Origin of the sequence: Pontimicrobium sp. IMCC45349 (genome assembly GCF_047219225.1) — a bacterium.
GTDB lineage: Bacteria > Bacteroidota > Bacteroidia > Flavobacteriales > Flavobacteriaceae > IMCC45349.
Map to the genome: position 1 here is coordinate 3,207,247 of NZ_CP178208.1, position 24,666 is coordinate 3,231,912.

Annotated in this window: 19 protein-coding genes; 13 read left to right on the forward strand and 6 right to left on the reverse strand. The window is 29.9% G+C overall.

All coding sequences use genetic code 11. The features are described from left to right. Positions 1–147: 147 nt before the first annotated feature. Positions 148–4,416 carry a hypothetical protein gene (locus tag ACLII3_RS14770; RefSeq protein WP_412985146.1) on the reverse strand — a complete coding sequence of 1,423 codons (4,269 nt, stop codon included), beginning with the start codon at positions 4,414–4,416 and terminating at the stop codon, positions 148–150. A gap of 263 nt (positions 4,417–4,679) precedes the next feature. On the opposite strand from ACLII3_RS14770, the gene ACLII3_RS14775 reads away from it, so the two are divergent. The 7 genes from ACLII3_RS14775 to ACLII3_RS14805 all read left to right on the forward strand — a co-directional run bounded on the left by ACLII3_RS14775 (position 4,680) and on the right by ACLII3_RS14805 (position 11,746). Then, positions 4,680–5,912 (forward strand): oligosaccharide flippase family protein, encoded by a 1,233-nt coding sequence (locus ACLII3_RS14775; RefSeq protein WP_412985148.1) that lies wholly within the window; start codon positions 4,680–4,682, stop codon positions 5,910–5,912. Further along, a complete protein-coding gene (locus ACLII3_RS14780) occupies positions 5,902–6,999 on the forward strand; it encodes a hypothetical protein (protein WP_412985150.1) in 1,098 nt (365 codons plus the stop codon). Before ACLII3_RS14775 ends, ACLII3_RS14780 begins: the two co-directional genes overlap by 11 nt. Further along, entirely contained in the window at positions 6,992–8,086 is a 1,095-nt protein-coding gene (locus ACLII3_RS14785) for a glycosyltransferase (protein ID WP_412985152.1), read from the forward strand. Before ACLII3_RS14780 ends, ACLII3_RS14785 begins: the two co-directional genes overlap by 8 nt. Before the next feature lie 6 nt (positions 8,087–8,092). Continuing rightward, a complete protein-coding gene (locus ACLII3_RS14790; RefSeq protein WP_412985154.1) occupies positions 8,093–9,298 on the forward strand; it encodes a DegT/DnrJ/EryC1/StrS family aminotransferase in 1,206 nt (401 codons plus the stop codon). Then, complete coding sequence (locus tag ACLII3_RS14795) at positions 9,298–9,885, forward strand: sugar transferase (RefSeq protein ID WP_412985156.1); 588 nt, start codon at positions 9,298–9,300, stop codon at positions 9,883–9,885. Before ACLII3_RS14790 ends, ACLII3_RS14795 begins: the two co-directional genes overlap by 1 nt. A 3-nt stretch (positions 9,886–9,888) precedes the next feature. Continuing rightward, entirely contained in the window at positions 9,889–10,866 is a 978-nt protein-coding gene (locus ACLII3_RS14800; protein ID WP_412985158.1) for a polysaccharide deacetylase family protein, read from the forward strand. Positions 10,867–11,017: 151 nt separating this feature from the next. After that, the gene (locus ACLII3_RS14805; RefSeq protein ID WP_412985160.1) at positions 11,018–11,746 is read left to right on the forward strand and encodes a hypothetical protein; all 729 of its coding nucleotides are present in this window, start codon (positions 11,018–11,020) and stop codon (positions 11,744–11,746) included. A 23-nt stretch (positions 11,747–11,769) separates the two neighbouring features. Here ACLII3_RS14805 and ACLII3_RS14810 read toward each other — a convergent pair whose 3' ends face one another. Beyond that, positions 11,770–12,987 carry a GNAT family N-acetyltransferase gene (locus tag ACLII3_RS14810; protein ID WP_412985162.1) on the reverse strand — a complete coding sequence of 406 codons (1,218 nt, stop codon included), beginning with the start codon at positions 12,985–12,987 and terminating at the stop codon, positions 11,770–11,772. 189 nt (positions 12,988–13,176) lie between these two features. Here ACLII3_RS14810 and ACLII3_RS14815 point away from each other — a divergent pair, with 189 nt between their 5' ends. From ACLII3_RS14815 to ACLII3_RS14830, 4 genes are read left to right on the forward strand one after another with little or no spacing between them, the layout of a single operon-like run. Then, positions 13,177–14,298, forward strand: coding sequence for a DegT/DnrJ/EryC1/StrS family aminotransferase (locus tag ACLII3_RS14815; protein ID WP_412985164.1), 1,122 nt, complete (start codon positions 13,177–13,179; stop codon positions 14,296–14,298). Positions 14,299–14,301: 3 nt separating this feature from the next. Next, on the forward strand, positions 14,302–16,200 hold the full coding sequence (locus tag ACLII3_RS14820; protein WP_412985166.1) for a polysaccharide biosynthesis protein: 1,899 nt from the start codon (positions 14,302–14,304) through the stop codon (positions 16,198–16,200). A gap of 8 nt (positions 16,201–16,208) precedes the next feature. Beyond that, on the forward strand, positions 16,209–17,003 hold the full coding sequence (locus tag ACLII3_RS14825) for a polysaccharide biosynthesis/export family protein (RefSeq protein ID WP_412985168.1): 795 nt from the start codon (positions 16,209–16,211) through the stop codon (positions 17,001–17,003). Positions 17,004–17,010: 7 nt separating this feature from the next. Continuing rightward, positions 17,011–19,362 carry a GumC family protein gene (locus ACLII3_RS14830; protein ID WP_412985170.1) on the forward strand — a complete coding sequence of 784 codons (2,352 nt, stop codon included), beginning with the start codon at positions 17,011–17,013 and terminating at the stop codon, positions 19,360–19,362. 8 nt (positions 19,363–19,370) lie between these two features. Here ACLII3_RS14830 and ACLII3_RS14835 read toward each other — a convergent pair whose 3' ends face one another. Then, on the reverse strand, positions 19,371–20,543 hold the full coding sequence (locus ACLII3_RS14835; protein ID WP_412985172.1) for a proline dehydrogenase family protein: 1,173 nt from the start codon (positions 20,541–20,543) through the stop codon (positions 19,371–19,373). A gap of 95 nt (positions 20,544–20,638) precedes the next feature. Here ACLII3_RS14835 and aroB point away from each other — a divergent pair, with 95 nt between their 5' ends. Together aroB and ACLII3_RS14845 are read left to right on the forward strand one after the other, a co-directional pair. After that, positions 20,639–21,706: a 3-dehydroquinate synthase gene (gene aroB / locus ACLII3_RS14840; RefSeq protein WP_412985174.1), complete on the forward strand. Its 1,068-nt coding sequence runs from the start codon at positions 20,639–20,641 to the stop codon at positions 21,704–21,706. 108 nt (positions 21,707–21,814) lie between these two features. Then, complete coding sequence (locus ACLII3_RS14845) at positions 21,815–22,087, forward strand: hypothetical protein (protein ID WP_412987924.1); 273 nt, start codon at positions 21,815–21,817, stop codon at positions 22,085–22,087. On the opposite strand, the gene ACLII3_RS14850 is transcribed toward ACLII3_RS14845, so the two are convergent. The 3 genes from ACLII3_RS14850 to ACLII3_RS14860 all read right to left on the reverse strand — a co-directional run bounded on the left by ACLII3_RS14850 (position 22,084) and on the right by ACLII3_RS14860 (position 24,388). Continuing rightward, a complete protein-coding gene (locus ACLII3_RS14850) occupies positions 22,084–22,605 on the reverse strand; it encodes a DinB family protein (RefSeq protein WP_412985176.1) in 522 nt (173 codons plus the stop codon). The two genes, ACLII3_RS14845 and ACLII3_RS14850, sit on opposite strands and share 4 nt — an antisense overlap. A gap of 75 nt (positions 22,606–22,680) precedes the next feature. Continuing rightward, complete coding sequence (locus ACLII3_RS14855) at positions 22,681–23,160, reverse strand: Lrp/AsnC family transcriptional regulator (RefSeq protein ID WP_412985178.1); 480 nt, start codon at positions 23,158–23,160, stop codon at positions 22,681–22,683. 64 nt (positions 23,161–23,224) lie between these two features. Continuing rightward, positions 23,225–24,388 (reverse strand): M14 family zinc carboxypeptidase, encoded by a 1,164-nt coding sequence (locus tag ACLII3_RS14860; RefSeq protein ID WP_412985180.1) that lies wholly within the window; start codon positions 24,386–24,388, stop codon positions 23,225–23,227. Positions 24,389–24,666: the final 278 nt, after the last annotated feature.

Genomic DNA, 24,666 nt, shown 5'->3' on the forward strand with positions numbered 1-24,666 from the left:
TATATATCAAACTAAATGATTTTCACTTAATTAAGGCATAACACTTAGAAGATTTTCGATAAAATGCGAACAAAAAGAAATCGTATTCTTACTTTTTTATGTATTTCAAAGAAATTTCATGCGTTTAATCGATAAAAATAATTTTAATTATCTAAAAGCAATTCTTTTTGTAGTTGTCCTACCTTGTTCTTGAAGTGTCAATAAGTAAACACCATCACTATAAATTGAAGTATCTATTTGCTTAACCATTTGTACTCCATTATTACTATCAAATAATTCATGGTAAATCATATTACCAATAATATCATGTATATAAAAATTAGAGTTATTTTGAAGACCTGAAACCTTAATGTTTAAAATATTAGGGTTCCCATTTTCTATATATACATTGAATGCAAAATCATTTGGAGTTTCTATTGGTAACTCTACTACAGAGCAATCTTCCATAAAAACAGATATCTCATCAGCATCAGAGTCTAATTCATTGGATACAATTACTGTATATGTTATATCTTGATTTGGAATAACAGTAATACTTTGTGTTGTAGCGCCATTACTCCATAAGTAATTTTCTCCTCCTTCTGCTGTTAAAGTAATTTCTTCTCCAGGACATATATATACATCTTCTCCAGCATAAGCAGTCACTGTTTCTACAACAGTCACTGTTACTTCTTTATAATCTGAACAACTATTTGTGATCCCTAAAACACCATATGTAGTTGATTCTATTGGACTAACAGCAATGTTTGGTTGTGTAGCTCCATTAGTCCATTCATAAGTATCTGCGCCACTAGCCGATAAGGTTACATAATCTCCTTCTAAAATAGTAACATCATTTGTAACATCTACAACTGGTAATGGATTTACAAAAACAGTTACTTCATCTGTATCTGAATCCAATTCGTTAGATACAATTACTGTATAATTTGAAGTTGCCATTGGGCTAACTGTAATACTTTGAGAGGTTGCCCCCGTGCTCCATAAGTAACTATCACCTCCAGTTGCTGTTAAGGTCACACTATCTCCTTCACACATTGCAACATCTTCTCCCGCGTTAGCATTTATTGCTTCATTTACTAACACTATAACACTGTCTGTATCTTCGCAGTTATTTGAGGTTACTGTTACTGAATACTCAGTAGTTACATTTGGTGATACTATTATACTTTGGGTAGTTGCTCCTGTATTCCATACATAGCTATCACCTCCATTGGCTGTTAACGTTACACTTTCACCTTCAACAATACTTACATCTTCACCTGCATCTGCAATTGGTAATGAATTAACTGTTACCATAACAGTATCAGTATCTGAAATATTATTAATAGTTGCTGTAACTATATATTCTGTAGTTGCATTTGGAGATACTGTTATACTTTGAGTAGTTGCTCCTGTATTCCACACATAACTATCACCTCCATTGGCTGTTAAGGTTACACTTTCACCTTCACAAATAGTTTCATCTTCTCCTGCATCTGCTATAACTTCTATTGTATTTACTGTTACAACTACACTATCTGTAGATTCACAGTTATTTGAGCTTACTGTTACTGAATACTCTGTAGTATCATTTGGAGAAACTGTAATACTTTGCGTTGTAGCTCCTGTATTCCACACATAACTATCACCTCCATTGGCTGTTAAGGTTACACTTTCACCTTCAATAATACTTACATCTTCACCAGCATCTGCTATTGGTAATGGGTTTACATTTACGATCACTGAATCTGTATCTGAACTGTTATTAATAGTTGCTGTAACTGTATATTCTGTTGTTGTATTTGGTGATACGGTTATACTTTGCGTAGTTGCTCCTGTATTCCAGACATAACTATCACCTCCATTGGCTGTTAAGGTTACACTTTCGCCTTCACAAATAGTTTGATCTTCGCCAGCATTTGCTATAACTTCTATTGCATTTACTGTTACAATTACACTATCTGTAGATTCACAGTTATTTGAGCTTACTATTACTGAATACTCTGTAGTTGCATTTGGAGAAACCGTTATACTTTGGGAAGTTGCTCCTGTATTCCATACATAACTATCGCCTCCATTAGCTGTTAATATTACACTTTCTCCTTCAACAATACTTACATCTTCGCCTGCATCTGCTATTGATAATGGATTTACATTTACTATGACATCATCTGTAGATTCACAGTTATTCGATGTTACTACTACTGAATATTCTGTAGTTGTATTTGGAGACACTGTTATACTTTGCGTAGTTGCTCCTGTATCCCACACATAACTATCGCCTCCATTGGCTGTTAACGTTATACTTTCACCTTCACAAATGGTTTGATCTTCTCCTGCTTCTGCTATTGGTAGGGAATTTACATTTACGATCACTGAATCTGTATCTGAACTGTTATTGATAGTTGCTGTAACTGTATATTCTGTAGTTGTGTTTGGTGATACCGTTATACTTTGGGTAGTTGCTCCTGTATTCCACATATAACTATCACCTCCATTTGCTGTTAACGTTACACTTTCACCTTCACATATGGTTTGATCTTCGCCAGCATTTGCATTTACATCTTCATTTACTGTTACAACTACACTATCTGTAGACTCACAGTTATTTGAAGCTACTGTTACTGAATACTCTGTAGTTGCATTTGGTGATACGGTTATACTTTGCGTTGTTGCTCCTGTATTCCATACATAACTATCACCTCCATTGGCTGTTAACATTACATTTTCACCTTCAATAATACTTGTATCGTCACCTGCATCTGCTATTGGTAATGGGTTTACATTCACTATGACATTATCTGTAGACTCACAATTATTTGAGATTACTGTTACTGTATATTCGGTTGTTGTATTTGGTGACACAGTTATACCTTGAGTTGTTGCTCCTGTATTCCATATATAACTATCACCTCCATTGGCTGTTAAGGTTACACTTTCACCTTCACATATAGTTTCATCTTCTCCTGCATTTGCATTTGGTAATGGGTTTACAAAAACAGTTACTTCATCCGACGTAATATTACCCTCACTATCAGTACCATTAACAGTATAAGTAGTAGTAATACTAGGATTAACCAAAATGCTGGGTGTATCTCCACCTGTACTCCAATCGTAAATTTGAGCTCCACTAGCAGTTAATGTAACACTTTCACCTTCGCAAATGGTTTGATCTAAACCAGCATTTACATTAGAAGCTCCTATTAATAAATTTCTAAAGTCTGCAACATATCCTTGAATAGGAACATTATTTGTTTGCCAATCTGAAGCAAACATAACTCTACTCCCAGAAGGAGATGGACAAGCGTGTGTTTCGTTTAAGTATTCATCTAACACATTTCTAGTATGTGCAATTCTTTCTATTCTGGATCCATCAAGCTTAACAGCTATTATCTCTCTTAAATAAGGTCCATAATTTGTAGATTCTGAAGTTGAAGCAAATACCCAACCAGGTCTATTTAATGCTCTTGCCGATGTATGTGGTGGCCAACCTCCTGTAGTTAACTCAGTAACTAAACCGTCAGATAACCTACGTTTTATTAGCTTTCCTTTATGAGGATTTGATTTAGAAACTCCAACTGCAACCTCTTCACCATTTACATCAGTTGCTAAGTCATAATGACTTGGCATTCCGTATTCATCCCAAAATCCAACTTGGGCTCCACTTGTAGTATAAACTTTTGTTCTATCTCCTCCAGAAGGATAAGTTCCTATTATAATTATATAATTTCCTAAAGAAGATATTGAAACGTGTCCTAAGCTATTTATATCAGAAATATCAATATCTGGACCTTTAGTTTGATTAACTATATCCAACATAAACATTACCAATGTATTGTCAGAATCTCTAACAGCAGATACAGCAACTTTGGTTCCATCATCTGTAAAATTTCCTGTTCCTCCCATATCAACATCAGAATAGCCACTATAAGACATAATTTGAATGATTTCATCTGTGTGAACATTCCAAGTAACTATTTCATCGTCTCTAATAATCCAAAATAAATCTGGATCGCTTCTATGCCATCTATGTTCATTACCACTTGGTAAATCTGCCTCTTTAATAACTTCATAAGTTTCTCCATCTAAAAATAAATCTGGACCAGAAGAACCTCCAAGGTTTCTATGCTTACCTAAGTATATCATAGATTCATCAGCATTCCATGGTTGTCTTGTAGAATAACCATGTCTAGCTGTGTTTCTCCAATTTTGTCCTGGTATATTTTGTATTGATGTACCAACATCACCAGTAATTCTTGTTATTGTAGTCCCAAATGTTTGATCAACTATTGGTTGTAAATAAGCTGGCTTTGCTTGAGCTGGAGCTGGCCAAAAAAGTTCTAAACTTGTGTTTAAATTGTACTCTTGTGAATTAGATAAATTCACATTAAAAAAAGCAATAAAAAGTAGCAGCACACTATAAATTAGTCGTCGCATAGGTTTTAATTTAGGGCAATTATTTGCTAATCAATAAATTATTTTGATAGCAAGACATTAAATTCAAATAAATTCGATGAAAGACAACACTAAAAGAGTATTTTTCTTACTTTTTGTGTCAGTTTATCGAATTTTAACACTATTTCGTCGATTAATTAAAGCAATTTGATTTATATACGTTATTAAGATGTATTTGGATTTTGAAAATTAAATTATTTAATAAAGCTTTATGCCTTATTTAAAAATCCACCAACTTCGTAAGTTTGAAATTAAAAAAATACTATACCTTAATAGAGAATTTTATCTCTTTCTCACTTTTCAAAGTTATTGATGCTATTATCCCATTAATCATCATACCATATTTAATAGGTGTTGTTGGCAAAGAAAATTATGGTATATACGCATTTGCATATGCCCTTGTTTTCTATCTCTTAAATATAGTACAGTATGGATTTTCTTTATCAGCGGTAAGATTAATAGCGTTAAATAGAACAGATAAAGAAAAAATCAATAAAATATATAGCAGCGTTTTTACAACTCAATTATATTTGGCAATAATAGTACTATTTATTTTATATAGCCTAATATTGTTAATAACTAAGTTTAATGTTAATAAAGAAGTCTATTATTACTTTAGTTTAATAATTATTGGAGAACTCTTATTCCCTATTTGGTTTTTTTTAGGAATGGAAAAAATGAGATTTATTACTGTAGTAAATCTTGTTTCTAAATCGTCGTTTGCTGTTTTAGTGTTCTTCTTAATTAAAGAGTCTTCAGATTATGTATATATTTCTCTATATCAAAGTATAGGTTTTCTAATTTCTGGTTTAATCGCACAGGTTTTTATTTTTAAATCGTTTAAAATCAAGCTACATATTGCCCCTTTAATTGAAGTGAAAAAATTATTAAAGGATGGTTTAAGTTCTTTTTTAACCTTAGTGACTCCTACAATTTACTCTAATACATCTATATTTTTAGTTGGTATTTTTGGATTGCCTCAACATGTAAGTTATATGGAAATTGGTTCTAAAGTTTCTGGAGCTTTTGGTGTATTAAATAAGGTATTAACACATGTTTTATATCCTTTTATAAATAGAAACAAAGGTGCTGTAAAAAAACTAAGGTATATCTTTTTAATTGTTGGTGCTATACTATCACTATTAATGTATTTTACCTCTCAATTTTTAATTACGTTATGGCTTAATAGCCCTTCGGTTGAAATTGTAAATGTTGTAAAGTACTTAAGTTTAAGTCCATTTTTAGTTTCGGTTATATCTGCTTATGGTGTCAATGGCTTAATGGTTAATCATAAAGATAAATTATATTTAAAAGCAGTTGCTATAGGCTCTATAAGCGGATTTATTGCTTGTATGATACTTATCCCGAAATATTTTTATATTGGAGGTGCTATAGCTATAATTATCGCAAGAAGTATTAAAGCAATACTTTCATACTATTACAATACTAAAACAGAACAAAGATTAAATGAAGCTTAATCATATCCTTTTTGCTATATACGTAATTGTATTTCCTTTTTATTTTTTTGAAAGAGGAAACCCTCAAATAGCTGATATTTTTGGTGTTATTATAATTATACTAAATATCAAGGATATTTTTCTTCAAATAAGATCTTCAAACTTTACAAAACTTCTTTTCTTATTTATTGCATATACCTTAATTGTAAATGCCGTTTGGATGGCTATAATAGGTGAAATAAAATTGATAAAGAGCAGTTTTTATTACGTTTACAGCTTCTTTATGATGCTTTCGTTTTATGTAAACATTAAAGACAAAAAATTCTTAAATACACTAGTATATGCTTTAAGCATAAGCTTAATGATTCAACTATTACTTTGGCCTTTTATTAAGAACCAAGGTGTTAGAACAATGATGTTCTTTAAAAACCCAAATCAGTTATCTTTTTGGGCATTTAGTATGCTAATTATATCGTATATGGTTCAAAGATTATCAAGTACTAAGACATACTTTCTGTATTTAACACTGTTACTCTCAACATTTTTTGTTTTCATTTCAGCATCTAAATCTGGAATTGCTGCAAGTGTTATATTCTGGATATTCTTTTTAATAAAAACAAGAAAACAAGTTATTGTATTTGCAGGAATAAGTGTTATTGGGATTTCTTTTTTATTAGCAACAAACAAAATAGATTTTAGTAATATCAACTTTGTAAATAATGTAGTAGACAGAGTATCAGAGAAAAAAGTTTCAGGTATTGAAGACTTAAATGATAGAGGTTATGATAGAATAACCAACTTCCCTCAATATCTATTTGTAGGTGCTGGTGAAGGTAAATACGATCGATTTAATTATAGAATAGAACTACACTCAACATTATTCAACATATTCTTTAGTTATGGCACTGTTGGGTTATTACTTTTTGGTTTCGCGCTATATGAAATCATTAAAAAATCACCAACTAGCTCTAAGGTATTACTTGGTGTTTTAATTTTATACACACTAGCTCATATGACATTAAGGTCTCCTCTTTTTTGGATTTCTTTACTCTTAATTTATAATTTAAAAGAAAGCACTAACTCAAATACAGCTTTAGAAAATGAGTAAAAAAAGGATTTGTATTGTTGGTGGTGAAGATGTAGATAAACGCATCAACATCTCTAAATATCTTACTGAAGACAATTTTGAGGTAACCATTCTTGGAACAAGCCCTAAAGAATTTCCTAGCTTTATAAACTATGTGCCTTACAATTTAAACAGGAGGTTTTCATTTAAATCTGATTATAAAACCATTCAGTTTTATAAAAATTACTTTAAAGAAAATCAATTTGATATTATTCAAACTTTTGACACTAAACCCGCCTTTTTACTTCCTATAGCATTACTAAATACAAAAACTCCAATAACTAGAACAATAACAGGACTTGGTACCATATTTATGGATAAAAGTTTATTTAGTTTCATTCTAAGGCAAGTTTACATTTTTCTTCATTTTGTAGTAAGGAATCGAGTTAGTAAAACAATTTTTCAAAATACTGATGATAGAGATATCTATCTAAAAAAAGGACTAATCACAAAAAGTAATCACGAAATGATACTTAGCAGTGGTATTGAACTAAAGAACATTACAAAGGTTGCGCCTAGAAACAATAAACAATTCACTTTTATTTGTGTTGCTAGATTAGTTTACGAAAAAGGAATTATTAATCTAATAGAAGCTGCAAGAATTTGCCAAAACAAAGGTTATGATTTCAAATATCAAATTGTTGGACCTCTTGAAGAAAATTCAAAAAAGCTAAATGAAAATATATTAAAAGAGTATGATGATATTGTTGACAGATTAGGCTCCAGAAATGATGTTTTAGAACTACTAACAAAAGCTGATGCTTTTATTCTACCAACATTTAGGGAAGGCTTTTCTAGAGTACTACTTGAAGCTTCTGCTGTTGGTTTACCTAGTATTACAACAAATGTTCCAGGTGTTGGAGATATAGTTCGTCATAATCAAGAAGGGTTAATAGCTGAAGTACGAAATTCAGAATCTTTAGCAAGTGCAATGATTAATTTAGCAACAAACAAACCACTTGCCGATAAATTTGCACAGAACGCCTTAAAGCGTGTTAAATTGTTTAGCTTAGATACAGTAGCAAAACAATATATAATTATATTTAACTCGATTATTAACCAACAATAACAAATAATGACTATTCCTTTTTCTCCACCATTCATTGATCAAAATGTTTTGGATGAAGTTACAGATTCATTAAAATCTGGCTGGATTACAACTGGACCAAAAGTTAAAAAACTAGAAGAGTTAGTATCTCATTATACCAAAGCTCCAAATACACTTTGTGTAAACTCTGCTACCTCTGGTCTAATGCTAGCACTATATTGGTATGGAATTAAAGAAGGTGATGAAGTTATTATTCCTGCATACACATACGCAGCAACAGCTTTAGCTGTTTTACACGTTGGAGGAACTCCTGTAATGGTTGATGTTGAAGATGATTTTAATATTTCATTAAAAGCCATTGAAAATGCAATTACAGAAAAAACAAAAGCAATAATTCCTGTAGATATAGCAGGTTGGCCTTGTGATTATGACGATATAATTGAACTGTTAGAGTCTAAAAAAAACCTATTTAAGCCAGAAACAGAAAATCAACAAAAACTAGGTAGAATTTTATGTTTAGCAGATGCAGCACACTCTATTGGTGCCAAATATAAAAACAAATCAACTGGTGTATTATGTGATCTTACCGTTTTCTCTTTTCATGCAGTTAAAAATGTTACTACTGCTGAAGGAGGTGCTATTTGCATTAATTTACCTGAACCTTTTGACAATCAAAAAGAATATGCCTTTTTACGTTGTAATGCTTTAAATGGGCAAACAAAAGACGCATTTACAAAATCTAAAGCTGGTGGATGGAGATATGATATTATTTATCAAGGGTATAAAATTAATATGCCTGATGTATTGGCTGCTATTGGTGTAGCACAAATGCCATCATACTTTGAAAATGTATTGCCTAAAAGAGCAGATATCTATGAATTCTATAGATCGTATTTTTCAAATAAAGATTGGGCCTTATTACCTCCTTATAAATCTGACACAAAGGAGTCTTCATGTCATTTATACGCTCTAAGAATAAATGGCGCTAGTGAGTCTCAAAGAGATGAAATTATAGATATAATTTCTAAAAATGGTGTTGCTGTTAATGTTCATTTTCAACCACTTCCTCTATTAAAAATATTTAAGGAGAATGGTTATAACATTAAAGATGTACCCAATGCTTTCAAAAACTACAAATGTGAAATATCACTACCTATTTATCCTCAATTAAATGATGAGCAATTAAACTATATTGTTGAAACCATCTCAAACGCAGTAGAAGAAGTATTATAATGAAACGCATTTTTGATTTCTTATTATCATTATTCGGATTACTAATATTAGCGCCTATATTATTAATATTAGCACTACTTATTAAGTTAGATTCAAAAGGACCTGTGTTTTATAGACAAGTTCGTGTTGGTAAAAACAATGAAGACTTTAAGATATTTAAGTTTAGAACTATGCATGTAAATGCTGATAAATTAGGTTTACTAACTGTTGGAGATAGAGATCCACGAGTAACAAATATTGGTGTTTTTTTAAGAAAGTATAAATTAGATGAATTGCCACAATTAATAAATGTATTAATTGGCAATATGAGTTTTGTTGGACCTCGACCTGAAGTTAGAAAGTATGTAAACCTATATTCTACTGAAGACATGGAAATACTTAATGTAAAACCAGGAATTACAGATTATGCCTCTATTGCATATAGAGACGAAGCTGAAATAATTAGAAAAGCTACTGATCCTGAAAAAGCATATATTGAAGATATTATGCCTGAAAAAATTAAACTTAATAAGGTTTACATTAACAATTATGGTATTTTAACTGATATTAAAATAATATTTAAAACATTTGCATCTATACTATCTTAAATAATGAATGGTCAATTAGTAATATCATTAGACTTTGAAAAATTATGGGGCGTTTTCGATAGTGTTTCATGCAAAAACTATGAAAGCAACTTATTAGCTGTTGATGAAGTTATTGATAGATTACTTTCAATTGCAGATTCTTATAATGTAAAACTTACATTTTCAACTGTTGGACTATTATTTAATGAAACCAAAAGTGATTTTAAGAACAATCTTCCTAATCCATTACCAAGTTATACAGAACCTAAACATAGTCCTTATCAATTAATTGATAGTATTGGAGACAATGAAAATAAAGATTCTTTACACTACGCTTACCAAGCTTTAAAAAAGATTAAAGCAAATAAAAATCATGAAATTGGCACACATACATATTGCCATTATTATTGTTTGGAAGAAGGTCAAACAATTGAACAATTTGAAGCTGATTTAAAAATGGCTATTAAGGTTGGTAAAGATTTTAATACAGATATAAAAAGTATTGTTTTTCCAAGAAATCAAGTAAATAATAAATATTTAGACATTTGTGTGAAAAATGGAATTTTATCCTATCGTGGTTACGAAAACCATGAAATATATAAACCTAAACCTTACAAAGAATCTAAAAGTAAACTACATAGAGCACTACGCTTAAGTGATGCTTACATAAATATTACTGGTGACCATATTTACGACTTAAACTCATTAGCTAACAACAATATAGTCAATATACCTTCAAGTTATTTTTTAAGACCATATCATAGAAAACTATCTTTTATTGAACCATTAAAACTAAGAAGAATTATACGTGGAATGACCAAGGCTGCTCAGTCAAACAAATTATATCATTTATGGTTTCATCCTCATAATTTTGGCAGTAATATGGAAGAAAACTTCAAAAACTTTGAGAATATCTTAGAGATATATTCTAAACTTCAATCTAGATATAACTTTGAAAGTAAAACAATGACTCAATTAGCAATTGAGTTACTAAACAAATAAATCAGCTTTACTTTCAAATACACAATAAATAGATTATCAACCAAGTAAAATTTCAGTTATCGAATTTTACCTTATAATCATCGAAAACACTTTTGTTTCTTAACATTTAATAAATAATAACTTTACTTTAGTTTTAAGTTAATTTAATATTATGTCTAAAAAAGAAAGAAACTCATATATATTATTAATCTTATTTGGATTAATATCTATTCTATTTATTTGGTTAGGAAAACAAGAATACGTTTATAAAATAACAAGAGAGGATGGATTTATAGAAAACTTAACAGCCATATTCTACCTTATAGGCTTTATTGTAGGACTGATAACAATCATTAAATTAAAAAAACATAGAAATCTACTACTATTTCCAATTATATGGACCTTTTTATGTTTTGTGTTTTTAGGAGAAGAAACAAGCTGGTTTCAAAGATTATTTAACTACTCTGTACCAGGAGTAGAAAATGTAAACGCTCAAAACGAATTTAATTTTCATAACCTTGCCATTTTTAAAGGTGAAGATTTATTTGTCGATGGAAAACTAAGTAAAGAAGGTGTTATAAATTTTTTAAAGTCAACCCAAAATATTTTTAGAATTGGTTTCTTTAGCTATTTTGTTGTATTTCCTTTTTTAATGTTAATCTCAAGAAAACTAAATAGATTTTTCACCAAAATAGGTTACATAAAGCCTCATAACTATTTTATTTTTGGTACTTTATTAGTTTTTGGATGCTCATTTGTATTTGCAATAATATCGCCTTTAGACAAAAAAATGGCCTTAGCAGAAACTAGAGAAATGCTTTATGCATTCTTTATCTTGATGTACGTGTGGCTTTATATCAAAAGTTTAACTACAAAATTGGAATTATCCAAGCATTTATAGTGAAGTAGGTATACTTTTTACTATTAAACCAAACTCATTACAAGCTTATTCTTTTCACCTATTACAAAATAGGTTTTATTATCAGCTTGATAAACTTTTAATTCCTTAACCTTCTCTGGGTTTAAATACAAATATTGATATAAATTATATCTAGCATCCACATGCTTTTCATCCTCAATATTAATAACATTAAAACTTTCAAGATTTTCTGGAAGTTTATCTAGCTTTTCAATTGTATACTTTTTAACTTCATCAAATGCTTTAGGTTTTATTTTGTATTTCAATTGTGTATAAAGTCTATTTACATTTTTATCTCTTAAGTATTGTTTTAATTTAAAATACTTCTCATAATATGTAGCTTTAAACACTGAGGCTAAAGAACTAGAATCATAAAGAATATGACATTCATAATTATAAGAATGATTGGTCCATCTATCCTTATATTCATATTGCCCTTTTGAGAAATCATACACATTAAATCCATTATCAAAACACCAATTCATTAGCTTAATAATGGTTGTATGCCCAAGATTATAACGAATATAATCTATATCAAACGATGTGATAGCAAATAACATAATACTATCAGTAAGAAAACCAAAAGAAATACCAATTGGCTTACCATTACTATATATTGCTGTTAATACGCCTTCTTTACTTAAAATCATTTTATAGATTAAATCATAATAATAATCCCATTTAGAAACAATGTTATTATCTAACCCTAAAGACCCAAAACGTCTCGATAGGTTCTTTTTAAAGAACACACAAATACGTTCGTATTCTTCTCTAGGTATGTCTCCACAAAATATTTTATACTCAATATCAAAACATGCTTCTAGCCTAGATATGTTTCTTCTATACTTATATCTACTTTTTGATTTAAATTGTGCATTAAAAAAATCGTCAAAAGTTTCAAATTCTTGTAGTTGTGAAGAAAAACCTTTGTACTGTTTAACCTTTTTAACCTTTAGTTTGCTAGAAGTAGCATTTGTAATATCAAAATAATCGGGAACATCATAAATTAGAAACGTTTTCCCTTTATAATCAACTTCACTTTCATTAATCTTATAAAAATTCCCATTAGTAATATTTTTACCAATGTTAACAAAAGTCTTATTCCCTTTTTTATAAAACTTAGTATTTTCTATACTATTAAACTCAAAAGGTTTAGCATTGTTTGCAAAATGCTTCAACCAAGTTTTTTGAAAAGTATCTCCGTTAAAAGGATTTTTATTCATTGATTATTTTTTGCTAAAAGTAAAGAATTATAATTCGTGATATTGCCAAAAACGATTAAATGCACTATAAAATAGATTAAACTTTATATTTTTATCATAGAAAAATAAAGAACGTAGAAATGGGTTATTTATCGTATTTATTTGATTTATAAGATTAAAACGTTCAAATTTACAACGAATCATTACTAAATGAAAAAAAGAATTTGGTTATCACCTCCTCATATGACAGGTCATGAACTAAAACATATTAATGATGCATTTGCCTCAAATTGGATTGCTCCAGTAGGACCTAACATTACTGGTTTTGAAGAAGATATAGAATCTTTTTTAAACCATGAATCCTATGCTGTTGCATTAAATTCTGGTACTGCTGCAATACATTTAGCTTTAGAGTTATTAAACATTAAAGCTGGAGATGAAGTATTGTGTCAAAACAAAACATTTATTGCATCTGTAAACCCTGTTATATACAAAGGTGCTACACCTATATTTATTGATAGTGAAAAAAGCTCGTGGAATATTTGTCCAATATTACTAGAACAAGCTATAGAAGATAGATTAGCAACTACAGGAAAAACACCTAAAGCTATAATTGTTGTTGAGATTTATGGAATGCCATATAATGTAGATGAGGTTTATCGAATTGCTAGTAAGTATGACATTCCAATTATTGAAGATAGTGCCGAAGCCATGGGAAGTAAATACAAAAACTTACATTGTGGAACATTAGGTAACTATTCTATCTTTTCTTTTAACGGTAATAAGATAATTACTACTTCAGGCGGAGGAGCTTTACTTACAAGGACTGCTTCGCAAAAACAAGAAGCTGTATATTTATCTACACAAGCTAGTGATACCAAAGGTAATTTTGAACATTCTAGAATTGGTTTTAACTATAGAATGTCTAATATATCTGCTAGTATAGGTAGAGGTCAAATTAAAGATATAGACAATAAAATTTTTAAAAGACGAGCTAACTTTGAATATTATTATAACGCATTAGCAAATATTAAAGACATCGAATTTCAAATAGAACCAGCTAATTATTATTCAAACAGATGGCTTACATGTATTTTATTTAAAGATGAAGAAACAAGAAATAACGTGGCTTCTCATTTAAATAATGAAAATATAGAAACAAAATACTCTTGGAAACCAATGCACATTCAAACAGTTTTCAAAAACGCTATAAGCTATACTAATGGTGTCTCTGAAGATCTATATAAAAGAGGTCTTTGTTTACCTAGTGGTTCTTCGTTAGAAATTGAAGATTTAAATAGAATTATAAATATAATTAAGACATCTATATAAATAATGCTTGAAAATTATCTAAATAAAATAACGCAGAAGTATGCATCCAAATGGTTAGTATTAGCCATTGATGTGATTATTGTACTGTGTACACTTTTCTTAGCTAATTTTATTAGATACAATTTCAGATTTGATTTTGACATGGAGCTATTACTAAGGCAAGCTCCTTTTGTAGCTATAATAGCAACAATAAGTTTCTTACTAGTTGGATCACATAAAGGTGTTGTTAGATATACTGGTTACAGAGATGTTATAAATATTATTATTGGAACCAATATACTAGCAACCATACTTATTATTTTCACGTATTTAGGTAGAAAATTTGGTTTTGATAAAGCCTTTGAAATCTCAGGTTCAATAGTATATATACATCTACTTTTAAACATACTATTATTAACAAGCTTCAAATTTGTTATTAAAGCGTTATATAGAGAAATTGTTTCTGAGCATTTTGAAGAAAGCGGTAATATATTAATCTATGGTGCTGGAGATTCAGGATTAATAACGTACGATGCTGTAACTACAGATGCCAAAAGCAACTTAGAGGTTATTGGGTTTATTGATGACAACCCTAAAAAAGTTGGAAAAAAAATTAACCTTGTAAATGTCTTTAGTTTTGACCAAATAAATGATGACTTTATAAAAAAGAATAAAATTGATCAAGTCATTATATCTATCCAAAATATAGAGCCATTACATTTATTAAACATTTCTAGTAAGTTATTTGCTCAAAAACTTAAAGTTAAAATTGTTCCTCCAGTTCACAACTGGATTGATGGCGATTTAAGCGTAGGTCAAATTAAAGATGTAAAAATTGAAGATTTACTTGGTAGAGACCCAATAGATATTGACAATCCTGTTTTAGATGACGAATATGAAAATCAAATTATATTAATTACAGGAGCAGCTGGTTCAATAGGAAGTGAAATATGCCGAAAGCTTACCAATTATAACTGTAAAAAACTAATTTTCGTTGATATTGCTGAATCAGCATTGTACGATTTACAACAAGAATTTAAACAGCAAAAAATAACAAATTTTGAAGCTATAGTGGCTGATGTTAGAGATAAAGACCGCATGAATTACATCTTTAACAAACATAAACCAAAAATTGTGTTTCATGCAGCTGCTTATAAACATGTACCTTTAATGGAAAACAACCCTTATGAAGCAGTAAGAGTTAATATTTGCGGAACAAAAATTATTGCCGACTTATCTGTTAAACATAGCATTAAAAAGTTTGTACTTATTTCTACAGATAAAGCTGTTAATCCTACAAATGTAATGGGAGCAACAAAGCGAATTGCAGAGCTTTACGTTAGCTGTTTAAAAGGAAAAGGTCAAACCAAGTTTATTACAACCAGGTTTGGTAATGTGTTAGGTTCAAATGGGTCTGTAATACCTTTATTCAAAAAGCAAATTGAATCTGGTGGACCTTTAACTGTAACTCATAGAGACATCACAAGATATTTTATGACCATTCCTGAAGCTTGTCAATTAGTATTAGAAGCAGCAACTATGGGTAATGGAGGTGAAATTTTTGTTTTTGATATGGGAGAATCTGTAAAGATTTTTGATTTAGCAAAAAACATGATAACACTTTCTGGATTAAAGTATCCAGAGGACATTGATATAAAAATTACTGGATTACGTCCAGGTGAAAAAATATATGAAGAATTATTAGCTGATGGTGAAAACACTAAAAAGACTTACCATGAAAAAATAATGATTGCCAAAACAAGAGCTCTTGATATAAAGCAAATCGAATCAAAAATAACCAATCTATGTTGTATCAACTCTAAAACACAAAGTTTAGAAATAGTATCTAACATTAAAGATATTATTCCTGAATATGTTTCAAACAATTCAAAATTTGAAGTTTTAGATTCAACAAAAAAATAATCTACATCATGAAAACTAAAATCAACTTATTAAATTCGTCTAAACTTTTGTTGTTATTATGTGTATTAACACTAACTTCTTGTGCTTCAAGACAAGACATAGTTTACTTTCAAGACGAACCAATTTCTAATACAATAGAAAATTCTAATGCAAATTTTGAAATTAGATTTAAGCCAGACGATTTATTAACCATCGATGTATCTGCTCTAGACCCAGATGCTGCAAGACCTTTTAATTTACCTGCAGTTTCTTACAACAATTCAGTTATTAGTGCTAGAGGCGATTTAAAAATGCAAACTTACTTAGTAGATATTCATGGTAATATTGAGTTTCCAGTTTTAGGAACTATAAAAATTGCTGGTTTATCAAGAAGCGAAGCAAATGCAATGCTGAAAGAAAAGCTAACGGAATACATTAAAAACCCAATAGTCAATATAAGATTAGCTAATTTCACTATTACTGTATTAGGTGAAGTTACTAGACCTGGAACGTACACTGTTCAAGACGAAAGGATTAGTTTAAGTGAAGCTTTAGGTTTAGCTGGAGATTTAACAATTTATGGAAAAAGAGATAATGTTTTCTTGATACGCGAGGTAGATGGCGAAAAAAGATATGCTAAGTTTGATTTAACATCAATCAATGTTATGAATTCTCCAAACTACTATTTAACACAAAATGATGTTATTTATGTAGAACCAAATAATGCTAAAGTGAGATCGTCTTCATACAATCAAAACAACGGAGTTATTATTGCTGGAATTTCAACTTTAGCAACCATAGTAGCTATAATTGTGGCAAAATAATTAGACAATGAACAATTTATTAAACGATACATTATTAAGAGAAAAAACGGATTATTACGTTTCTAAATGGAGATGGATATTAGCAACCCTAATTCTGTTTTTCCTAGCTGGTTTTCTATTCTTAAGATATACCAATCACGAATATAAAACTACTGCTACTCTTAAGTTTCAAGAAGATTCAAAAGCTAATCAATTACCAGAATTATCACAACTTCAAAATTCAGGATTATTTGCTCAAGGTTTAAATAAAGTTGACGATGAAATTAAAATTTTAACCTCTAAAACTTTAATTGAACAAGTTGTAAGAGACCTTAAATTAAACACGAAATATTACATTTTAGGTAACGTAAAGGCTACTGAATATTTTAATGACCAACCAATAAGTATTACTTTTTTTGAAAATGATTCAATTATAAATAACATAGATGGTTCTTTAATTCTTAAAGTTATCTCTCCTACTAAATTTTCGGTTATTGAGTCAAAATCAAACCATGTTATTGACAATACTTTAAATGAAAGAAGCGAACATTTATTTGGAGAAAAATTCAACTCTCATTTTGGTGAAGTAATAATAACACCAAACATAGGAAATGAAAACTTAGAGATTGGATCAAACTTTATTGTTGAATTAACTTCAATTGATAAGCTTGTAGAATATTACACAAAGAAAATTAAAGTTCAAGCTGCTCAAAATTCAAGCATTATATACATAAACTTAAATGATCACATAAAGCAGCGAGGAGAACTATTCGTAAATAAATTAATAGAAGTTTACAATAAGGATGTTGTAAACGACAAAGAAGGTGTTGTTAAGGTTACTTCAGATTTTATAAACAACAGACTTAATATTGTTTCTGACGAATTACAACAAGTTGACCTTACTGCCGAAAACATTAAGAAAAGCAACAGGCTATCTAATCTAGCTTCACAATCAAGCATATTTCTTCAAAACGAAAAAGAAAATGAAGCTAAGTTAATTGCCACAACAAATCAAATGCAATTAATAGATTACATGAGTGATTATGTTGCAGATGATTCTAGAGATTCTGATTTATTACCTGCCAATGTTGGTATTAATGATAATGGTGTAGCGCAACTAACTAAAAGTCACAACGAGTTAGTATTACAAAGAGATCGTATTTTAAGAAACTCTAGCGAAAAAAACCCAACTGTTATTAATTTAAACAATCAAATTAATGCACTTAAGGCGAATCTAAATCAGACACTTGACAATTTAAAATCTTCAACAGAAATAACGCTTAAATCGTTAAGTGCTGAAGAATCTAGAATCAATTCTCAAATTTATTCAGCACCACAAAAGGAACGCCAATTTAGAGATATAACACGTCAACAAAGCATTAAAGAATCTTTATATCTATACTTATTACAAAAACGTGAGGAAACTGCCATAATGTTTGGTATGTCTACATCTAACGCAAAAATTGTAGATGCTGCGTTTAGCTCTAAAAACCCAGTAAATCCAAAACCTTTTATTGTTTATTTAGCAGCATTAATTTTAGGATTAATTGTGCCTTTAATAGTACTTTATATTTCTGATTTACTTAACACAAAAGTTCAAAGTAAACTAGACCTTGCTCCTATTAGCGACATTCCTTTTATTGGTGATATTCCTAAATCAAGTAGTAAGAAAAATAAACGCCTAGTTTCAAAAATAGACTACTCACCTAAAGCAGAAGCTTTTAGAATGATTAGAACAAATATTGAGTTTATTTTAAAAGGGAAAAAGGACAAACAAGCAAAAACAATTTTTGTTACTTCTACTAAAGCCCAAGAAGGAAAATCACATACATCAATTAATCTTGCTTCTTCTATCTCGTTTTCAGGTAAAAAAGTATTGTTAGTTGAGACTGATATTAGAGTACCAAAAGTTGAAGACTACTTGAATGTTAAAAACAAACAAGGGCTTACAGATTTTATCAACGACGACAGTTTATCTATTGCAGATGTAACTACTATAATTAAAGATAATGATAACTTACATGTAATTCCATCTGGAACCATTCCTCCAAACCCTTCGGAGTTATTAATGAGCGAACGTATTCACGATTTATTTAATCAAGTCAAAAAGAATTACGATTATATTATCGTAGATACAGCTGCTGTAGGATTGGTAACAGATACACTTTTAATAAGTGATCATGCAGATATGTTTATTTATGTAGTAAGCGTTAACAATCTTGATAAACGCCAACTACACGTTGCCAAAACTATGTTTGATGAAAAACGATTACCAAACATGGCAATGTTACTTAATGGTACCATTAAGAAAAGTGGTTATGGATATGGTTATGGATATGGTACAAAACCAAAAAAGAAAAAATGGTTTAGTTTTAGTTAATCCTAAAACTAAACCTTTCTACGTTTACGCTCTTGCTTAATTAGCGTTAACTCTCTATTAGTTTGTCCAGCTACAGATGTATTTTCTTCTGCACGTCTAATTAAATAGGGCATTACATCTTTCACAGGCCCAAATGGCACATATTTAGCTACGTTATAGCCACTTGCAGCAAGATTATAACTAATATGATCACTCATACCATAAAGTTGACCAAACCATACTCTATTGTCGTCAATAGATATATTTAGCTCCTTCATTAACTCCATAGCTAAATAGGAACTCTCTTCATTATGAGTACCTACAAATAAAGAAATATCATCAATATTATTTAAAATATAAGTCAGTGTATTATTAAAATTGTCGTCTGTAGCTTGTTTATCTACACAAATTGGCGACTTATACCCTTTTTCTTTAGCACGCTCTCTTTCTTTCTCCATATAAGCACCTCTAACTATTTTATAACCTAGCTTATATCCTCCAACTTTTGCACGCTTATGAGCTTCTTTTAAATGCTCTAATCGATCCCAACGATACGTTTGTAATGTGTTATATACAATAGCTTTTTCAGTATTGTACTTTCTCATCATATCTTCTAACAAATCATCTGCAGCATCTTGCATCCAGCTTTCTTCAGCATCTATCAATATCTCAACATCCCTTTCTTTCCCCAATTTACACACTTTATCAAAACGCTCCTCTAGTCTATCCCATTCAGCCTGCTCTTCTGGTGTAAAAGCTAATCCCTCTCCTTTCTTTTGATATAAATAAAAACGCCCAAATCCTGTTGGTTTAAAAACAGCAATTGGCATTGCTTCTTTTTCATGAGCAAACTCAATAAGTTCCAACGTTTTATTCATTGCTAAATCAAACTGTACATCTTCCTCTTTCCCTTCAACCGAATAATCTAAAACAGAAGACACTCCTTTTTCATACATCTTATCAATAACAGGCAAACAGTCGTCTTCACTTACTCCACCACAAAAATGATCAAACACTGTAGACCTGATTAATCCTTCTACTGGCAAATGTGCTTTTAAAGCAAAATTAGTAGCTGCAGTACCAATTCTCACTAAAGGTTCATGAGATATCATTTTAAATAAGAAGTAAGCTCTTTCAAGCTCTGAATCGCTTTTTAACTGAAAAGCAATTTCTGTATTGTCAAATTTTTTTGCTTCAGACATATTCTAAAATTTTATAACAAAGATATTTATTAGTAAAATACTTTTTTAATATTTTTCTACTTATTTTCACGCCCTAAATAAGGTATTATAGCATCATGAAATCTATACTAACAAAAAATTACGCAATCCATTTTAATTCAACTTGTTACGAAAGATTAAACTCTTTTATTGCAGACTCTAATTTTTCTAAAATTTTTGTTTTAGTGGATTCTAATACGCACAAGTATTGTTTGCCTTATTTTTTATCAAACATTACAGCTTCAGCAAACTTTGAAATAATAGAAATCGAGTCTGGTGAAATTCACAAAACCATTGATACATGCGTTGGAGTGTGGAATGCTTTATCCGAGTTAGATGCCGACAGAAAATCACTAATAATCAATGTTGGTGGTGGTGTTGTTACAGATTTAGGAGGTTTTGTAGCCTCTACTTTTAGACGTGGCATAAAATACATTAATGTACCAACAACACTACTTGCTATGGTAGATGCTTCTGTTGGAGGTAAAACAGGTGTAGATTTAGGCACTTTAAAAAACCAAATTGGCGTCGTTAATTTTAGCGAAATGGTACTTGTTGATTCTCATTTTTTAGATTCACTACCACAAAATGAAATGCGTTCTGGTTTAGCAGAAATGCTTAAACATGGTTTAATTCATAGTGAAACTTACTGGAACGATTTAAACAACTTAAACGCTCTTACCTTAGATGATTTAGAAAAGTTAATACACGAATCAATAGTCATAAAGAATAATATTGTTTCTATAGACCCAAACGAAAATGGTTTACGAAAAACATTAAACTATGGACATACACTTGGGCATGCCATAGAATCTTTTTGTTTAGAGAATGAAAACAAAACAACTTTATTGCATGGAGAAGCTATTGTTATTGGAATGATACTAGCGACTTACCTATCTTATGAACTTGTAGGTTTCCCTGAAAACAAACTACACGATATCAAAAATGCTTTAGTAAAACTATACGGAAAGACCAACTTTAATACTGATGAAATCAATGCAATTATTGAACTAATGAAGTTTGATAAAAAGAATTCATATGGCAATATTAACTTTGTACTATTAGAAGATATAGGAAAGGCGAAAATTGATCAAATAGTTTCCAACGAACTGATTCATAAAGCATTTAATTACTACCAAGCTTAGATTTCTGATATGATTTTCATTTAATTTTCGTAAAACGAATTAAAATAATTCGTAAATTAGTTACGCATGATTATGCATAGTTTAAGTCTAACTAAAATGCAAATTATGATGAAACGAGTAATTATTGATTATAAAAAATTAACTCCTGAAATTTTAACTCTTTTAACCCAAAAATTTCCTGACGGTTATGGAGATAAAGACATTATTGTCTTTGACGACCATCACAACCAAACTATTGAAGCTGTAGAAGTAAAAACAAAAGACACTATTTACTTAGTAAAAGTTGGTTCAAAATTACACTACACTATGACAAACTTTGATAATGCCTTAGAAGGAAAAGATGTTAAAGATTTAAATATTAAAGAGGATCTAAATGACTAATTAGCTAAATAACGCTCTTTAATTATATTACAATGGTGCACTTCGTGTCCTACCACTATAAAACCTATGGCTCTTACCGAAAGTGGTAAATTATTAGCATTTCCTATTTGTAATAACATTTTAGTAGTAAAACTAGAAAACATTGCAATAGTACTCAACCTCTGAGTTTGATATTCTTTTATTAAGCTTTTTAGCGACCTATTATTAGCGTGAGATACATCTACATAATCATTATGCTCAAAACCTGGAAGTAAGGTTTTATCCTCTCTTGCAAATCGTAACGCTCTATAAGCAAATATACGTTCAACATCAATTATATGCTGCAATAACTCTTTAATTGTCCATTTACCCTCAGCGTAGCTATAAATAGACTGCGCTTCTGTTATATCATTAAAAAAGGACATAACCGTTTCATAGCTTGCTTCCAAACTATCTAACAAGTCTAAATCACCTGAAAGATTTATATAGTGCGCATAATACGCTCCAAATTCATTTGCTTGTAATTCTGTTGATTTCATTTTATTTTTTTCTTAAAACTAATAAAAAAGCCCTTTACCTATTAAGTAAAGGGCTTTTTTATATCTATAGACCAATTATAATTCGCTAAAGATAGAATGCATTAAGCGTTTTTTATCATTAATACTTTCCTCTAAAGAAATCATGGTTTCAGTTCTATAAACTCCATCAATATCATCTAATTGAAAGATTACCTCTTTAGCATGCTTAGTATCTTTTGCTCTAATTTTACAGAAAATATTAAACTTTCCAGTTGTTATGTGTGCTACAGTAACATGTGGAATGCCATTAATACGCTCTAAAACAAATTTTGTTTGTGATGTGTTTTGTAAAAAAACACCAACATAAGCTATAAATGAATAACCTAATTTTTGGTAATCTAAAGTTAATGATGATCCTTTAATAATACCTGCGTCCTCCATCTTCTTCACTCTTACATGAACTGTTCCTGCAGAGATTAATAATTTTTTTGCGATATCTGTAAAAGGAATTCTTGTGTTATCTATCAACATGTCAAGAATTTGATGATCAATTTCGTCTAATCTGAATTTCCCCATTTATTTGTACTTTTTTTAAATATAAAACAAAAATAAGAGATTTTTAATAAAGAAAATGCACTTATTAACGTTTTTTATCCACTTTTAATGAGAATAATTCATTATTAATCAACACGAAATCGTTTTCGGAATCTATTTTCAACTGTACTCCAGACACATCCAACACCGCATTATTATTAGCATCAAGCTCTTTATGAGCGTAAAATCCTGTTAAATCAGAAATTTTTTCAATTTTAGGTAAAAACACTACCTTCTCATTATCAAGCATTTCCAAATATTGCACTGCAACATCTGTTTTTACAGTTTCTTCACCTTTTAATACAGATGCATTTCTAATAATTACATCATAAAACAACTTCTTATTTTCTGGTATACTTAAGTATGATTCATACTTAGAACCTGAAACATCATTTGAAGCAATGTATTTCAGCGATACTAACAATGACATATAAATCAATCTCCTAACCTCTTCTCTTTCGTAATCTTCTTTATAATGACCAGCTTCAAATAAAATAGTTGGAATGTTTAGTGTTTGTAGAGTATCACCAACACAATTAATGTTGTAAGCATCATCATAAACACCAATTTGATTAGGTATTTCTTTCTGTAAACTAGCATTAATAACACTAATTACCTCCATAGCCTTCTTCCTAGTTTCAGTAATAGTACACTCACTATCTTGAGCAGGAGCTAAAAAACTTAAGGTAGCAACTTTATTATTATTTCCAGCGCTAAATATAGTACGTTGACCATGTAAATTAAAACAAAAATCAGGCTTAAACGTATCATAAACATCTTTTAAAACTAAACTTTCAGGTTGTGTTAAGCTTTGAGCATCTCTGTTTAAATCAATATTATTAGCGTTTACTCTAGTATATGCTTTTGCACCATCTGGATTTAATATTGGAATTATATATAATGTACAATTATCAACTACTTCATTTAACAATTGACTATCCATGCTATTAAACATATCAAACAAAGCCTTTGTTGTGGTTGACTCATTTCCGTGCATTTGCGACCACATTAAAACCTTTTTCTGCCCTGTACCAACTTTTACTCCATAAATAGGTAAACCATTTACTGAACTTCCAATTTGATTTACTTCAAAGCTTTCCGAAAGATTTTTCAGCAATGGCTCAATATGAAAATTGGTAATATATCGATGATATAAATGAGGTGATTTACATCTATTGAATAACTCTAAAATTGACTTGTTTAATTCCATAAATAAATATTGGGTTACAAAAATAAACAAACTAAATTTTACATTTGTAAACACCAAAACTCGCCATTTAATTACGTTTGTAAACTAATTACATATATAAAACACATAATAAACAACCAAACTCACCATGTACTAAATAAAAATCTTATTTTCAGATAGTTAGAAGCACTTATATAAAGCTTATAGTTAATTAAAAATAATACTTTTACAAATAATATTGCATTGTAAAACAATAAAGTTTACATTTGTAACAACAATAAGCATCACACTTATATTTT